This window comes from Cupriavidus sp. 05T42 (genome assembly GCF_056396345.1).
On sequence record NZ_JBFTLH010000003.1, the window covers coordinates 228,186 to 243,364 of the forward strand.

Annotated in this window: 13 protein-coding genes; 10 read left to right on the forward strand and 3 right to left on the reverse strand. The window is 65.5% G+C overall.

All coding sequences use genetic code 11. The features are described 5' to 3' along the window. Positions 1-199 precede the first annotated feature (199 nt). Positions 200-1,114 carry a LysR substrate-binding domain-containing protein gene (locus tag AC1EJR_RS05225; protein ID WP_092294710.1) on the reverse strand — a complete coding sequence of 305 codons (915 nt, stop codon included), beginning with the start codon at positions 1,112-1,114 and terminating at the stop codon, positions 200-202. Between the two features lie 261 nt (positions 1,115-1,375). On the opposite strand from AC1EJR_RS05225, the gene AC1EJR_RS05230 reads away from it, so the two are divergent. Further along, on the forward strand, positions 1,376-2,509 hold the full coding sequence (locus AC1EJR_RS05230; protein ID WP_092294708.1) for a porin: 1,134 nt from the start codon (positions 1,376-1,378) through the stop codon (positions 2,507-2,509). Positions 2,510-2,605: 96 nt separating this feature from the next. Here AC1EJR_RS05230 and AC1EJR_RS05235 read toward each other — a convergent pair whose 3' ends face one another. Continuing rightward, positions 2,606-4,477 (reverse strand): PhoX family protein, encoded by a 1,872-nt coding sequence (locus AC1EJR_RS05235; protein WP_477113065.1) that lies wholly within the window; start codon positions 4,475-4,477, stop codon positions 2,606-2,608. A 355-nt stretch (positions 4,478-4,832) separates the two neighbouring features. Between AC1EJR_RS05235 and AC1EJR_RS05240 the strand changes: the two genes are divergently transcribed. The 4 genes from AC1EJR_RS05240 to AC1EJR_RS05255 all read left to right on the forward strand — a co-directional run bounded on the left by AC1EJR_RS05240 (position 4,833) and on the right by AC1EJR_RS05255 (position 9,874). Beyond that, positions 4,833-6,830 carry a PhoX family protein gene (locus tag AC1EJR_RS05240; protein WP_092294704.1) on the forward strand — a complete coding sequence of 666 codons (1,998 nt, stop codon included), beginning with the start codon at positions 4,833-4,835 and terminating at the stop codon, positions 6,828-6,830. A 538-nt stretch (positions 6,831-7,368) separates the two neighbouring features. Next, positions 7,369-8,796 carry an L-lactate MFS transporter gene (locus tag AC1EJR_RS05245; protein ID WP_477146881.1) on the forward strand — a complete coding sequence of 476 codons (1,428 nt, stop codon included), beginning with the start codon at positions 7,369-7,371 and terminating at the stop codon, positions 8,794-8,796. 21 nt (positions 8,797-8,817) lie between these two features. After that, entirely contained in the window at positions 8,818-8,949 is a 132-nt protein-coding gene (locus tag AC1EJR_RS05250) for an MFS transporter small subunit (protein ID WP_092294702.1), read from the forward strand. 130 nt (positions 8,950-9,079) lie between these two features. Then, positions 9,080-9,874 (forward strand): SDR family NAD(P)-dependent oxidoreductase, encoded by a 795-nt coding sequence (locus tag AC1EJR_RS05255; RefSeq protein WP_092294700.1) that lies wholly within the window; start codon positions 9,080-9,082, stop codon positions 9,872-9,874. Here AC1EJR_RS05255 and AC1EJR_RS05260 read toward each other — a convergent pair. Then, on the reverse strand, positions 9,867-10,763 hold the full coding sequence (locus AC1EJR_RS05260; RefSeq protein WP_454757958.1) for a LysR family transcriptional regulator: 897 nt from the start codon (positions 10,761-10,763) through the stop codon (positions 9,867-9,869). The two genes, AC1EJR_RS05255 and AC1EJR_RS05260, sit on opposite strands and share 8 nt — an antisense overlap. Positions 10,764-10,917: 154 nt before the next feature. Here AC1EJR_RS05260 and AC1EJR_RS05265 point away from each other — a divergent pair, with 154 nt between their 5' ends. From AC1EJR_RS05265 to AC1EJR_RS05285, 5 genes are read left to right on the forward strand one after another with little or no spacing between them, the layout of a single operon-like run. After that, complete coding sequence (locus AC1EJR_RS05265) at positions 10,918-11,472, forward strand: carboxymuconolactone decarboxylase family protein (RefSeq protein WP_441592792.1); 555 nt, start codon at positions 10,918-10,920, stop codon at positions 11,470-11,472. Positions 11,473-11,488: 16 nt separating this feature from the next. After that, positions 11,489-12,301 (forward strand): SDR family NAD(P)-dependent oxidoreductase, encoded by an 813-nt coding sequence (locus tag AC1EJR_RS05270; RefSeq protein WP_477113068.1) that lies wholly within the window; start codon positions 11,489-11,491, stop codon positions 12,299-12,301. A 48-nt stretch (positions 12,302-12,349) separates the two neighbouring features. Then, positions 12,350-13,357, forward strand: a complete 1,008-nt coding sequence (locus tag AC1EJR_RS05275; protein ID WP_092294692.1) for a Bug family tripartite tricarboxylate transporter substrate binding protein — start codon at positions 12,350-12,352, stop codon at positions 13,355-13,357. Positions 13,358-13,364: 7 nt separating this feature from the next. Continuing rightward, the gene (locus AC1EJR_RS05280; protein ID WP_177219916.1) at positions 13,365-14,192 is read left to right on the forward strand and encodes an amidohydrolase family protein; all 828 of its coding nucleotides are present in this window, start codon (positions 13,365-13,367) and stop codon (positions 14,190-14,192) included. Positions 14,193-14,205: 13 nt separating this feature from the next. Next, positions 14,206-15,156 (forward strand): SMP-30/gluconolactonase/LRE family protein, encoded by a 951-nt coding sequence (locus AC1EJR_RS05285; protein WP_092294688.1) that lies wholly within the window; start codon positions 14,206-14,208, stop codon positions 15,154-15,156. Positions 15,157-15,179: the final 23 nt, after the last annotated feature.

Below are 15,179 nucleotides of genomic sequence, written 5' to 3' on the forward strand. Positions count from 1 at the left end.
ATATGTGCCAGCATTTTTCACCACGATTTCAAATCCATCCACCTGCGGGACTTTTCAATCGAGAAGCCTGGCTTATTGGCCAATGAGCCATATCACCTTGCCTTGCGCCCGGGAAAATCCAGATATTCGCTATCTGGAATATCGCAATCAGTGGAATCCCCATCAGGGTATTGGATAAGCTTTCCGGCCCGGGGTGGGATTAGGCATCCAGATATCTGTTGATTTTGTCGGTCTCAGACTGAAGTTGCAGGCGCAGGTACCTCAGGAACTCCTGCCCGTTCGTGGAAACCGGCCGCCCCGGTCGCATGATGAGCAGCGTGCGCGCATCGATCGCCACTGCCAGGCGGCGGACCACAAGTCCGCGCGCCATATAGTCCAGCGCCGCAATCGGATTGACCAGCGCCAGGCCAACTCCCGCCAGTGCCAACTCACAGGCAGTCGCCGAGAGCGGCGTCTCGATGACACGGCGGAGCGTCACGCCATGTTCGACCAGCGCGCTCTCGAGGCGAGTCCTACCCAGATCCTCCGGGTTCATGTCGATGAAGGCGTCCGAAGCGAGGTCGCCCAGTTGAATCACCCGCCGCGCGCGCAGCGGGTGTTCAGGCGACATGGCAACCACGCCGGAAAACGTCGAAAACACCGAATGTTCGACACTCTGGGTCGCCACCTCATCATTCATGAGCCCGAAATCAACCAGGCCAGCGGAGACGAGCTGGAAGACCTCCTTCGAACTGCCGACCTGCAGAGACATTCGCACATCTCGCTTTTGCGGCGCGAAGGCGGCGATTGCCCGGCTCACGAAGGAAACGCCGAAGGCTGGGTACGAGGCCACCGATAGCCGCCCGACGCCGAACATTCTCAGGCTTCGGATGCGGTGTTCGATAGCCTCGTAGCCGACGAAAAACTTGTCCACCTCCGTCATCAGCGCGTGCGCTTCCTGGGTCGGCTGCAGGCGGCCGCCAATCCGGTCGAACAGACGCAATTCGGCCAACTCCTCAAGCTTGCGGATGGCCTGGCTCACGGCCGGCTGGGACACCCCAAGCAACCGGGCCGCTTTGCCGGTCGATCCCGACGTGATGACCGCCCGAAATGCCTCAATTTCCCTGATATACACCTATAAGCTCCGCTTCTGTATCAAGAAGGTAAATGAGTGGACTGCGAATATGGGGACGTGAAAAATCCGGCCACGCACAAGACGGCATCGAGATTTTCTGGATAACCGTTCTCCGGACAAGGCTCAAGAGAAAAGAGAAGCTCAAATCCGGTGCATCCGCCCACAACACCTGCACCATTATGGAACAGCACTCCATAATGGTACATCTCTCCCGGATGCTTGCGCGCATACCTTTCCACTAGTATCTCGGAGGACCATAATATGAAGAAGTCGCTTATCGCACTGGGATTAATGAGTGCAGCGGCGAGCCCCGTGTCGGCGCAAAATGCCATGACGTTGTATGGCATTATCGACGCAGGCATCACCTTTACCAACAATGCAGGCGGGCACCAGTTCTGGCAGGTACAGAGCGGCGTGGCCCAGGGGAGTCGCTGGGGGATAAAGGGCGCGGAAGATCTCGGCCAGGGCGTCAGGGCGATCTTTCAACTCGAAAGCGGCTTCAATGTCGATACCGGCAAGCTTGGACAAGGTGGCCTGATCTTCGGCCGGCAGGCGTATGTCGGGCTATCCGACAGCAAATACGGTACCGTCACTGTCGGCCGCCAGTACGATCCCGTAGCCGACCTGGTGCAGCCGGCTGTGATGAACGGCTCGAGCGGCGCCTTCTTCTCCCATGCGGGTGACATCGACAACAGCAACAACGGTTTCCGCGTCAGTAACGCCGTCAAGTACGTCACCGCGCCGCTGGGCGGGCTTACCTTCGAGGCACTCTACGCATTCGGCGAGCAGGCGGGCAACTATCGCGGCAACAGCACGGTCGGCGCGGGCGCCAGCTATGGCAGCGGCCCCGTCTATCTTGGCGCCGCATACTTCTACGCACGCAACCCGGCGACCCAGTTTCCCGATGGCAACTGGGCCCCCAGCACGACGAATCCTGGCGTATCGGGTCGTGGGCCGTTCGGCTATGTCGGCAATCCCTCGAACATGGAAACGTACGCGGCCGGCGGCACCTATTCGTTCGGCCAGGCCGGCCTTATCGGCATGGACTTCTCGCATGTCAGCTTTGACGATGCCAACGGCGTCACCGGCAATACCGTGAAGTTCGACAACTACGAAATCTGGGGTCGATACTATTTCACGCCAGTCCTGCAGACGACGCTCGGATACACCTTTACACGGGCCAAGGTCGACGCCACGGGCGGGAGCCCTAAGTACCATCAGCTCAACGCACTGCTGGACTACTACTTCTCGAAGCGCACCGACGTCTATCTGATGGGCATCTATCAGCAATCCGCAGGTGGTGCCCGGGCCGATGTCTATGACGGCGCAACGGGAAGCCAGTCGTCCACGACGCGACAGGTGGTGGCGCGTGTGGGGGTTCGCCACAAGTTCTAAGCGTGCCGAACCTAAAAAAACGCCGCGATCCCTGCGGACCGCGGCGTGTCAATGTGCCGATCGGGCGGCACCCACTATGCCGCCCGTGCGCCTGTATCAGGCGCCGATCGGCTTGCCTTCGTTGTGCCGGATGACGACCGTGGACGAGCGTGCCGGGAGGCTGGCGCTCGGCCATTTGTCGTTCGGATGCTGGATGTTCACGAAGAACGTCGTCAGATCCGGCGTGTACGCGAGACCGGTGATTTCACAGCCGTGCGGGCCGACCAGGAAGCGCTTCACCTCGCGCGTGGCCTGATCCACGTAGTGCATCGAATTGGCGCCGAAGATGTTGGTCACGCTGGTCCCCGTGCCCGCATCGGTCTGCACCCACAGGCGGCCCTTCGGGTCCACGCGGATGCCGTCCGGGCTCGAGAACGTGTCGCCCACCATGTTGCCCTTCAGGTTCGCCGCCGCGATGGACGGGTCGCCGGCCAGCAGCAGGATTTCCCACGTGAACTTGACCGCCAGCGGCGAATCGCCGGTTTCCTTCCAGCGGACGATGTGGCCGTGCGAGTTGGTCACGCGCGGGTTGGCCGCGTCGGTCACCTGGCGGCCACCGTTGTTGGTCAGCGTGCAGTAGATCGTCCGGTCCAGGCCCACCGTGATCCACTCCGGGCGGTCCATCAGCGTGCCGCCGGCCACGCGCGCGGCGGCCTTGGTGTTGATCAGCACGTCGGCCTGTGTATTGAAGTCGATTGCCACCGGCGCCGGCGGCACGACCGACTGCGTGAAATTGCCGGGGTCCGAGGCACCCGCCACGAGGCCATTCTTGCCCTGGGTCAGTTCGATCCAGTCGCCCGACCCGTCGGCATTGAACTTGGCCACGTACAGCGTGCCGTTGTCGAGCAGGCTGGCGTTGTTCAGGCGATTGGTCGCGTCGAAAGCGGCGCTCGGGATGAACTTGTAGATGCAGCCCGGCGTGCCATCGTCGCCCATGTAGAACGCCACGCGATTGCTCGAATCGGTCATGAACGCGGTGTTCTCATGGTCGAAGCGGCCCATGGCGGTGCGCTTGACCGGCATGCCCGAGATCTGCTGCAGCGGATCGATCTCCACCACCCAGCCGTAGCCTTCCTCGGCTTGCGTCGGGTCCAGGTAGTTATCGGTGGTTTCTTCGCAGGTCAGGTAGGTGCCCCACGGCGTGTGGCCGCTGGAGCAGTTGTTCAGCGTACCGACCACGGTACCGCCCACCACGCTGGCGGCCGGGCCGGAGACGCGATACAGCGAGTTGCCGGTGTAGCGCTTGTTGTACGTCGAGTTCTTCTTGACCTGCCAGGTGTTGGCGACGAACTCGACCTCGATCACGGACACGCCAACCGACGACAGCGCCAGGCGCTTCTGCTCGGGCGTGGCGGTGCCGGCGTTGTACGAGCCCGGGAACAGGATGGCGCTATCCATGGCTTCGTGATTCATCACGAGCAGGCCGCCCTTCTGCGGGTCCGTGCCCGGGATCACGAAGTAGTGCATGCCGTCGTGGTTACCGCCGGCCTGGCGCTCGGTTTCGGCCGACGACTGGAACGCGCCCGTGTAGCCCACCGAGCCCGCTTCCACCGGGTCGCCCGCCGAGAACAGCACGGTATACGAGTAGTTGGTCGGCAGCGTCACGGTGTCGGCGGTCACCTTGTCGGCCACCGGCGTGAAGTTGATGCTGTAGTCCAGCGGCTGCACCGGGGTCGGCGTTGGGGCCGCGCCGGGTCCAGGAGCCGGCGCCGGCGCGGGAGCCGGAGCGGGATCATCATCGCCACCACAGGCCGCCAGCAGGCTGCCGCTGCCGAATGCCGACAGCAGCGACAGGCCCAGCCCGCCACGCAGCACCTTGCGGCGCTCGGGGTTGGCGGCAACGATTTCCTCCAGCGTCTGGCCAGGCACGGTGACCGAGCCCTGGGCTTCGCGGCGCGGTGCGCGGAACTTATCGGTGATGTACGACATGAGTAGAGACCTCCAGTTGTCAGGGAGACCGCCGGGCTTCTGTTGTCCCGGCGGCGACTTGCCGGGGCAGATACTAGCGATCACAAATGACGGTTTCGTTACATCATGTCTGTACATCAATGCATACCCGGCACTCCAGGTTGAGAGACATTTGGGGCGACCATGATCGCCCACCTTTTTTGCACTTTTGCGACGCCCCGGGTGCGCAATCAAGTGATGGTTATTGCGCTTTCAACACCTTGTCACACTCCGTTCATAGCATGGCGTCCGGCCTGAACGATTAGAGGTCGTTCCCACTCGGCGACATGGCGAGCCTTGCCATCGGGTTGCCGACCACACAAAAAAGGACGAGAAAATGCTGGACAAACTCAACGCATCGCGCCGCAAGGCCCTGAAACTCCTCGCCGGCGCGCCGATGCTGCCGCTGGGCATGGGTTCCATTTCCCTGCTGGCCGGTTGCGGCGGCGACAGCGACGCTGCCACGCCGGGTACGCCGAACACGCCCGCCACGCCGGGCGCCACCCCCGCGACGTTCGCCTCCGCCGAATTCACGGGCATGGCCGCGCCGACGCTGGCCGATCCGGCCGCGATGTCCACCACCACGGTGGGCTCGTCGCTCAAGGTGACCATGAGCGACGGCACCAGCCAGACCTACAAGCTGGCCTACCAGCCGTTCTTCATCACCGGCGACCAGGTGCCTGACGGCAACGGCGGCAAGATCCTGGCCGGCGGCTACGTCAACATCAATAACCAGCCGATCACGGACGTCTCGGTGGCCGGCAAGGAACGCCAGTTCTTCTCCGACTCGCCGGACGGCACGTCGCTGCTGAAGATCGATGGCGCCAAGGTGGCCGGCGTGACCGGCAACACCGTGTTCGCCGTGGTCCAGTTCGAATACAACACGGCCGACCAGGCCGGCGTGAGCACCTACGGCTGCCTGCCGTCGCCGATCGCCATCCTCACGCTCGACCAGAACCCGACCACCGGCAAGCTGTCGCTGGTCAAGTACCACAACGTCGACACCTCCAGCGCCAACGGCCTGTGGATTACCTGCGGCGCGAGCCTGTCGCCGTGGAACACCCACCTTTCCAGCGAAGAGTACGAGCCGGACCCGTGGACCACGGACGCCGCCCTGATCGCGCAGTACGCCAAGTACTCCACCAACCTGTACGGCAACGCGAGCATTCCGCTGAACCCGTACCTGTACGGCCACCTGCCGGAAGTCACGGTGAACGCGGACGGCACGGGCTCGATCAAGAAGCACTACTGCCTGGGCCGCATCTCGCACGAACTCGTGCAGGTGATGCCGGACAACCGCACCGTGTTGATGGGCGATGACGCCACCAACAGCGCCATGTTCATGTTCATCGCCGACAAGGAGAAGGACCTGTCCGCCGGCACGCTGTACGTGGCGAAGGTGGGTTCGGGCTTCTCGGTCGATCCGGCCGCCGCTGGCGCCGCGCTGACCTGGATCAAGCTCGGCCACGCCACCAGCGCCGAAGTGGAAGCCATGGCCAAGTCGCACCGTCCGCAGGACATCATGGACGTGAAGTGGGCGGACCCGGTGGACGCCAGCTACACCAAGATCTTCGCGAACGGCATTGCCCAATGGGTCAAGGTCGTGCCGGGCAAGGAGCACGTCGCCGCGTTCCTGGAAACCCACCGCTACGCCTACCTGGCCGGCGGCAGCATGGGCTTCACCAAGATGGAAGGCACCACGGTCAACATCAAGGACAAGATCGCCTATTCCGCCCTGCAGAACGTTCAGGACTCGATGGTGCTGAACAACGCCAAGGGCTGGAACGCCGCCAGCAACATCAGCGTGCCGGCCGCGCTGAAGGCCGGCGTGGTGATGCAGCACAACCTGACCGGTGGCCAGACTGACACCAGCGGCGCTGCCATCAGCAGCGAATGGGTGCCGGTGCACACCAAGGCGCTGATCGCCGGCAAGGACATCGCCGCTGACGCGCTGGGCAACACGGCGGATCCGGAAACGATCGGCAACCCGGACAACCTGAAGTTCTCGGAAAAGCTGCGCACGCTGTTCATCGGCGAAGACAGCGGCCAGCACGCCAACAACTTCCTGTGGGCGTACAACATCGATACGAAGAAGCTGAGCCGCCTGATGTCGGTGCCGTCTGGCGGCGAGTCGACGGGCCTGCACGCCGTGGACGAACTCAACGGCTGGACCTACATCATGAGCAACTTCCAGCACGCGGGTGAATTCATCAGCACCATGCCCGCCGGCGTGAAGACCACGCTCGATCCGCTCGTGCGTGCCAACTACAAGGACAAGTTCGGCTCCGCCGTCGGTTACCTGACCGCGGATGCCACCAGCGTCAAGCTGGGTTGATGTCCTGATGTACCCGGGCCATCCGCACTGCCGGGTGGCCCGGTCATGTGGCAAAAATCCCACGCCCCCAGGGCACCATCCAGTCCAATTCCCGATCAACGCCCGCAATTCACGCGCAACGGGAATATGTCATCTTTAGCCTATTGAAGTCCTGAATAAGGGCGGATAAGGTTCGGCGAATAATATTTTCCACGGTGATATATGTTATTCGCGACATATATTGCACGCCCCAATCTGGAAATCCAAATGAGTCATTTCGAAACGGGACGCAGCACGCCTTCCTTCGCCCTCGATGCCGGACCCCCCAGGTCCGTTGCGCACGCACGTCCGGTGTGTGCGGCCCCCGTTTCCACCGTGTAGTAATTGTCGGACCGCCCCGGGGCCACAAACCCTCTCAAAGCCCGGGGGCACCGACATTTCTGGGGGTAATTCGTCCAGGGCGTGACGGGGTCAACCGCGCTGCCGCCAGAGCAGCCGGGCGCGCCAGGCCAGTGGGGACGAACTACCCGGTATTCCCATGTCCCGGAGAATGTTCAACATGAGCAGCGTGATCAACGATGGTGGCAGCCCGTCCTACGGGCGAGCGCCGTTCTTTTCCAAGGAAGCGACCTACGCCAAACCGGGATTTTCCCGTTGGATGGTCCCGCCCGCCGCGCTGGCGGTGCACCTCTGCATTGGCCAGGCCTATGCTTTCTCGGTATTCAATGCCCCCCTTTCCAAGGTCATCGGTATTTCCGAATCCGCGCCTGACGACTGGAAACTGACCACGCTGGGTTGGATTTTCTCGCTGGCCATTTTCTTCCTCGGCATTTCCGCCGCCTTCGCCGGCAAATGGCTGGAACGCGTGGGCCCGCGCAAGACCATGTTCACGGCGGCCTGCTGCTTCGGCGGCGGTTTCCTGATTTCGGCCCTCGGGGTCTATACGCACCAGATCGTGCTGCTCTACCTAGGCTACGGCGTGCTCGGAGGGATCGGGCTCGGCCTCGGCTATGTCTCGCCGGTCTCCACGCTGATCCGCTGGTTCCCGGACCGCCGCGGCATGGCCACCGGCATGGCCATCATGGGCTTCGGCGGCGGCGCGATGATCGCCGCGCCGCTGTCCGTGGCGCTGATGAACACCTTCAAGAGCGCCACCTCGGTCGGCGTGACTCAGACCTTCCTGGTCATGGGCGTGGGCTATTTCATCTCGATGACCATCGGCTCGCTGGCCATCCGCGTCCCGCCGCCCGGCTGGAAGCCCGCTGGCTGGACCCCGCCGGTCACCACCAACAAGATGATCACGCGTAACCACGTGCACATCGACCAGGCGCTGAAGACGCCCCAGTTCTACCTGCTGTGGGTGGTGCTGTTCCTGAACGTGACCGCCGGCATCGGCGTGCTCGGCCAGGCTTCGCTGATGATCCAGGAAAGCTTCAAGGGCTCGGTCACCCCGGCTGCCGCCGCGGGCTTCGTGGGCCTGCTGTCGCTGTTCAACATGGGCGGCCGCTTCTTCTGGGCCTCGTCGTCGGACTGGATCGGCCGCAAGAACACCTATTTCGTGTTCTTCGCGCTGGGTGCCGTGCTGTACTGGCTGGTGCCGCAACTGGGTGGCGCCGGCAGCATCGCGCTGTTCGTGCTGGCCTACTGCGTGATCATGTCGATGTACGGCGGCGGCTTCGCCACCATCCCGGCCTACCTGGCCGACATGTTCGGCACGGCCTACGTGGGCGGCATCCATGGCCGTCTGCTGACCGCCTGGGCCGCCGCCGGCATCGCCGGTCCGGTGCTGGTGAACTACATCCGCGAATACCAGGTGGCGCACGGCGTGACCGGTGGCGCGGCGTACACGATGACGCTGCACATCATGGCCGCCCTGCTGGTTATCGGCTTCCTGGCCAACCTGCTGGTCTCGCGCGTCAGCGAGAAGCACCACATGAGCGACGCCGACGTGGCCGGCATGGCCGGTGTGGCGGGCGGCGCGCACTAAGTATCTAGAACGGAGTCATCCATGGAAAACCAATCTCTCAACGCGCAACCGACCAATACGGGTCTGCTGGCGGTGTTCTGGCTCTATGTGCTGGTGCCGCTGGTCTGGGGGGTGTCCAACACCATCACCCAGGCGCTGAAGCTGTTCCACTAATACCGGACAGCCAGTGACTCAGTGACGGAAGGGCCGCGGCAACGCGGCCCTTTTCATTTCCTCCTACACTTGTCGGGTTGCCCCGCGCGGGGCCCGTTCCTTTCTTTCCACCCAGTTGAATGGAGTCGCCATGAAGATCGATCTATCGGGCAAGACCGCCCTCGTCACGGGTTCCACGGCCGGCATCGGCTTTGCCACGGCCAAGGGGCTCGCCGAGGCCGGCGCGCGCGTCATCGTCAACGGCCGCAGCAGCGCCAGCGTGGAACAGGCGCTGGCCAAGCTGAAAGCCGCCGTGCCAGACGCCCAGGCGGTAGGCTTTGCCGGCGATCTGGTCGATGCGGCGGTGTGCGACAAGCTCGTCGGCACCCATCCCGACCTCGACATCCTCGTGAACAACCTCGGCATCTTCCAGCCGCAGGACTTCTTCGACATCCCCGACAGCGAATGGACGCGCTTCTTCGACGTCAACGTGCTGACCGGCGTGCGGCTCTCGCGCGCCTACGCCCAAGGCATGGCCACCCGGAAATGGGGCCGGATCGTGTTCATCGCGTCGGAGTCCGGGATCAATATCCCGGTGGAAATGATCCACTATGGGGTCACCAAGACCGCCCAGCTGGCCATCTCGCGTGGGCTGGCCAAGCGGCTGGCGGGCACCGGCGTGACGGTCAACGCGGTGCTGCCGGGGCCGACGCTGTCCGAAGGGGTGGAGGCAATGCTCAAGGACGAGATTGCCAAGACCGGCAAGAGCGCCGAGGAAGTGGCGGCCGACTTCGTCAAGGCGCACCGCAGCTCGTCGCTGATCCAGCGCGCGGCCACGGTGGAGGAAGTGGCCAATATCATCGTCTACGCGTGCTCGAAGCAGGCATCGGCCACCACCGGCGCGGCGCTGCGGGTGGATGGCGGCGTGGTCGATACGATCATCTGAGGCCGCCCGCCCCCAGCAAATCCACCGCACGCGCCAGCACCGGCGACGGGTTCCCCGGATGCCAGATCGCCGAGTACTGCGCGTGCGCCGGCGCCCCGGTGAGCGGCTTGAGCACCACACCGGGCACCGCCGCCGTGCCGAGCGTGCGCGGCACCAGCGCCACGCCCCGGCCCAGCGCCACCAGGCTGATGACGGACAGCAGGTGCTTGGCGTAGTGGCGGAAGTTCGGGCTGAAGCCGCCGGCCAGGCAGGTGGCCGCCGTCAGGTCGAAGTAGCCCGGCGCGCTCTCCCGGGGAATCACGATGAACGGCTCGTCGGCCAGCGCCGCCACGTCGATCTTCGCCCGACCGGCCAGCCGGTGCGTGGCGGGCAGCGCCGCCGCCAGCGGCACACTGGCCACGAGGTGCGCCGCCATCTCGCCCACTCCCATCGGCACCTGCGCGAAGCCCAGGTCGATGCGGTCCTTGCGCAGCGCCTCCACCTGCTCTGACGAGCCCATCTCCTCCCACACCGTTTCCACGCCCGCCAGTTCGCGATGCAGCCGGGCGAACAGCGCCTCGATGCCGATGTAGACCACTGCCGCCACGAAGCCGATGCGCAGCGTGCCGGTCTCGCCCTGCTGTGCGCGCCGCACCACCTGCAAGGCCACCTCGGCCTGATTCAGGATGCGCCGCGCCTCCTGCACCAGCGCCGCGCCGGCCGGCGTCAGCCGCACACTGCGCTTGTTGCGGTCGAACAGCATCACGCCAAGCTGTTCCTCGAGCTGCTGGATGTGCTTGGTCAGCGGCGGCTGCGAGATGCGCAGCCGCTCCGCCGCGCGGCCGAAATGCAGTTCCTCCGCCAGCGCCATGAACATGCGCAGGTCCCGAATCTCCATCGTCGCTTTCATGCTTCCCCGCCCCCTTGCGTGCGCCACCGGACAGCGGCGCCAGTCATTCTATTTTGGAATCAGTCTGTTCCCAAAAATATATTGGACGCATCCAAACGCCATTTGCACAATGGCCGGATTCCAAGACAACCCTACAATTCCGGAGACAGGCGCAATGCCCCGCATCCCCACCCTGGCGTTGGACGCCATGACCCCTGCCCAGCGCGCCGTGCACGACACCATTGCCGGCGGCCCGCGCGGTGGCGTCCGCGGACCGCTGGCGGTCTGGCTGCAACGCCCCCAGCTCGCCGCCACCGCCCAGGCGCTGGGCCAGTACTGCCGCTACGACTCCTCCCTGCCGCCGCGCCTGTCCGAGCTGGCCATCCTCTGCATGGCCCGCGCCTGGCGCGCCGAGTACGAGTGGTACGCCCACAAGCCGTTGGCGCTGAAGGCCGGCGTGCCGCCTGAGGTGGTCGAAGCCATCCGCACCGGCCGCACCCCGGCTTTCGCCAACGAGGACGAGGCCGTGGTCCATGCCGTGATGCAGAGCCTCGACCAGACGCGCCGCATTCCCGACACGCTCTACAAGCACGCCATCGACGTGCTCGGCCAGGACGGCGTGGTGGACCTCGTCGGCCTCGCCGGCTACTACACGCTGATCTCGATGACCATCAACGCGTTCGAGGTGGTGCCGCCCGAAGGCACGCCCAGCGAACTCGATCCGCTCTGAACAGGAATCCCGAAACATGTCATCCACATCGTCCAAGAGACTCGAAGGCAAAGTCGTCATCGTGACCGGCGCGGGCTGCGTCGGCCCGGGCTGGGGCAACGGCCGCGCCGTTGCCGTGCGGTTTGCCGAGGAAGGCGCGCACATCTTCGCTGTGGACAAGAGCGCCGACGCCATGGCCGAAACCCTGGAGCGCGTGCGCGCCATCGACGGCGACGTGGAAGCCCATTGCTGCGACGTGACCGACGCCACCGCGGTCAACGCCATGGTCGATGCCTGTATCGCCCGCTTCGGCCGGGTGGACGTGCTGGTCAACAACGTGGGCGGCTCGGCCAAGGGCGGCCCCGTGGAACTGAGCGAGGAGACCTGGGACGCCCAGCTCGACTTCAACCTCAAGAGCGTGTTCCTGACCTGCAAGGCCGTGCTGCCGCACATGGAGGCACAGGGCGGCGGCGCCATCGTCAACACCGCGTCCACCTCCGGCATCCGCTGGACTGGCGCCGCGCAGGTGGGCTACGCCTCGGCCAAGGCCGCCGTGATCCAGTTTTCGCGCGTGGTGGCCGTGCAGTACGCCCCGAAACGCGTACGCGTGAACACCGTGATTCCCGGCCAGATGCATACGCCGATGGTCGAAGCCCGCCTGGCCGGCCAGCGCGCCGGCGGCAACGTGGACGCCCTGCTGGCCCAGCGCCAGGCCCGCATCCCGCTCGGTTTCATGGGCGACGGGCGCGACACCGCCAACGCAGCCCTGTTCCTCGCCTCGGACGAAGCACGCTTCGTCACCGGCACCGAGATCGTTGTCGATGGCGGGATGAGCGTGCGCTGCGACTGAGCGACAAGACGCGCCGCATATAAAAACAGATAGAGGAGACACCCGCTCATGGCATCGACACCGCGCGCCGCCGCTTCCCGGCGACGCATCCTGCTGGCCACGTTCCTGGCGGCCAGCCTCGGCCTTCCCTCTTTCGCGCAGGCCGCCCAGGCCGACACCTACCCCGACAAGCCGATCCGCATGGTCGTGGCGTTCTCGCCGGGCGGCCCCACCGACATCATCGCCCGCGTGATCGCGCGCAAGCTTGGGGAACGGCTGGGCCAGCAGGTCGTGGTCGAGAACCGGCCCGGCGCGGGCGGCAATATCGCGGCGGAGCAGGTCGCCAAGTCCGCCGCGGACGGCTACACGCTGCTCTACAACAGCTCGTCGATCGCCATCTCGCCGGCGCTGTTCCAGAAGCCCGCGCTGAATCCGACCGAGATCTTCACGCCGGTGGCGTACGTGGCCACGGTGCCGCTGGTGGTGATCGTCAACGCCGCCTCGCCGATCCGCACGCCCAAGGACTTCCTCGCACAACTGAAGGCGCGGCCCGGGCAGATGAGCTTCGGCTCGTCCGGCAACGGCACCATCGACCACCTGACCAGCGTGCTGTTTGCCGCGCGCACGGGCACGCAGTTCAACCATATCCCCTACAAGGGCAACGCCGCCGCGCTGCCAGACCTGCTTTCCGGCCGGCTGGACTTCATGATGTCCGGCAGCCTCAACGCCGCGCTGCCGTTCATCCAGGACGGCAGGCTGCGCGCGATTGCGGCCACCACGGCGCGGCGCGTCTCCGTGCTGCCCGATGTGCCCACGCTGGCCGAAACCATCGCGCCCGGGTTCGACTCCGGCACGTGGCAGGGCATCGTGGCGCCGCGCGGCCTGCCCACTACCGTCGTTACACGGATTCACCGCGAGGTGGCCGCCGTATTGAAGGACCCCGACACGCTCGCCGCGCTGCACGCGCAGGGCGCCGAAGCCACCGGCGGCACGCCAGAGCAGTACGGCGCGCTGATCCGCAACGAATATGCGCGCTGGACCCGCGTGGTCAAGGAAACCGGCGCGCGCTCCGACTGACACCAATATGCCGACTTCTGCCGCCAGCACCTCGGGCATCTGGGACTGCCACTTCCATATCTTTGGCCCCTACGACGCCCATCCGCTGCCACCCAACCCCATCTACACGCCGCCGCCCGCGCCGTTTGCCGAGATCCGGGCGATCCACGCCGCGCTCGGCATCGCCCATGGCGTGATCGTGCAGGGCGCCTGCTATGGCAACGATCACAGCGCGCTGCTTGCCGCGCTGGATACGACCGACGGGGCCTATCGCGGCATTGCGACCATCGATCCCGATATCGACGAAGCCCAGCTTGCCGACATGGCGGCGCGCGGTGTACGGGGCATCCGCCTCGGCCTGATGTCCCACCTCGGCGGCGCGCCGGACATGGGCCAGATGCGCGCCGTGCTGGAGCGGATTCGCCCGTACGGCTGGCACGCGCTGCTACACGGCCAGATCGACGATGTACTGGGCGCGCTCGCGGTGCTGGCCCCGCTGGGCGTACCGCTCGTGATCGACCACATGGCACGCGTGCAGGCGCGCGACGGCGTGGCCTATGCCAGCTTCGCGCGGCTCCAGGAGACCCTCGCCCTGCCCCACCTGTGGATCAAGCTCTCCGGGCCTGACCGCATCACCGACGGCATCGCGCCCTATCTCGATGCCGTGCGCGTGGCGCGCGCCCTGCTGGACACCGCGCCGGACCGCGCGATCTGGGGCACCGACTGGCCGCACCCGAACATCCGCTATCCCCGGCCCGACGAGGCGCAACTGCTGGCCTGGATTCGCGCGCTGTGCGGCGACGCCGCCACCGCCGACGCCGTGCTGCGCCACAACCCCGCCCGGCTCTATGCCTGACACAGGAACCCCCATGCACGACAACGACCGCATGCCGATCGGCCGCTATCCGGACGCCGCCGTCCAGGTCCTGCAGCCCGCCTTCGAGCACTACCGCCTGGTGCTGGCCGCCGTGGAGCGTATTGCCACCGGCGGGCGCTGGAACGAAGGCCCGGTCTGGTTCGGCGATGGCCGCTACCTGCTCTGGAGCGATATCCCGAACAACCGCATCATGAAGTGGGAGGAAGAAACCGGCGCGGTAAGCGTGTTCCGCGCGCCCTCCGGCCATGCGAACGGCAACACGCGTGACCGCCAGGGCCGCCTGATCACCTGCGAGCACGGTGGCCGCCGCATCACGCGCACCGAGTATGACGGGCGCATCACGGTGCTGATTGACAGCGTCGACGGCAAGCCGCTCAACTCGCCCAATGACGTGGTGGTGAAGTCCGACGGCTCGATCTGGTTCACCGATCCGCCGTTCGGCATCGCCGGCTACTACCAGGGCGAGCGCGCGCAAGCCGAGCAGCCGGAGCGCATCTACCGCTTTGATCCCGCTACCGGCACCGCCACCGTGATGGCCGACGACGTCAGCGGGCCGAACGGCCTGGCCTTCTCGCCCGACGAATCCACGCTGTACGTGATCGAATCGCGCGCCCGCCCGCGCCGCATCCGCGCCTTCCAGGTCAGCGGCGACGGCAGCCGGCTCGGCGAGTCGCGCGTGCTGGTCGATGCCGGCCCCGGCACGCCGGACGGCTTCCGCGTGGACGTGGACGGCAACCTCTGGTGCGGCTGGGGCATGGGCACGCCGGAACTGGACGGCGTGCGCGTGTTCTCGCCACAGGGCGAGGCCATCGGCCATATCTCGCTGCCCGAGCGCTGCGCCAACCTCTGCTTCGGCGGGCGGCATCGCAACCGGCTGTTCATGGCGTCCTGCACGTCGATCTATTCGCTGTACGTCAACACGCAAGGCGCCGTGGGCGGCTAGACCCGCGCGCCACCGACCCTGTC

What these genes read in the sequence shown, in the direction of transcription:
- AC1EJR_RS05230 (WP_092294708.1), top strand. Translation starts at nt 1,376, where the DNA reads ATGAAGAAGTCGCTTATCGCACTGGGATTAATGAGTGCAGCGGCGAGC.
- AC1EJR_RS05235 (WP_477113065.1), bottom strand. Translation starts at nt 4,477, where the DNA reads ATGTCGTACATCACCGATAAGTTCCGCGCACCGCGCCGCGAAGCCCAG.
- AC1EJR_RS05240 (WP_092294704.1), top strand. Translation starts at nt 4,833, where the DNA reads ATGCTGGACAAACTCAACGCATCGCGCCGCAAGGCCCTGAAACTCCTC.
- AC1EJR_RS05245 (WP_477146881.1), top strand. Translation starts at nt 7,369, where the DNA reads ATGAGCAGCGTGATCAACGATGGTGGCAGCCCGTCCTACGGGCGAGCG.
- AC1EJR_RS05250 (WP_092294702.1), top strand. Translation starts at nt 8,818, where the DNA reads ATGGAAAACCAATCTCTCAACGCGCAACCGACCAATACGGGTCTGCTG.
- AC1EJR_RS05255 (WP_092294700.1), top strand. Translation starts at nt 9,080, where the DNA reads ATGAAGATCGATCTATCGGGCAAGACCGCCCTCGTCACGGGTTCCACG.
- AC1EJR_RS05260 (WP_454757958.1), bottom strand. Translation starts at nt 10,763, where the DNA reads ATGAAAGCGACGATGGAGATTCGGGACCTGCGCATGTTCATGGCGCTG.
- AC1EJR_RS05265 (WP_441592792.1), top strand. Translation starts at nt 10,918, where the DNA reads ATGCCCCGCATCCCCACCCTGGCGTTGGACGCCATGACCCCTGCCCAG.
- AC1EJR_RS05270 (WP_477113068.1), top strand. Translation starts at nt 11,489, where the DNA reads ATGTCATCCACATCGTCCAAGAGACTCGAAGGCAAAGTCGTCATCGTG.
- AC1EJR_RS05275 (WP_092294692.1), top strand. Translation starts at nt 12,350, where the DNA reads ATGGCATCGACACCGCGCGCCGCCGCTTCCCGGCGACGCATCCTGCTG.
- AC1EJR_RS05280 (WP_177219916.1), top strand. Translation starts at nt 13,365, where the DNA reads ATGCCGACTTCTGCCGCCAGCACCTCGGGCATCTGGGACTGCCACTTC.
- AC1EJR_RS05285 (WP_092294688.1), top strand. Translation starts at nt 14,206, where the DNA reads ATGCACGACAACGACCGCATGCCGATCGGCCGCTATCCGGACGCCGCC.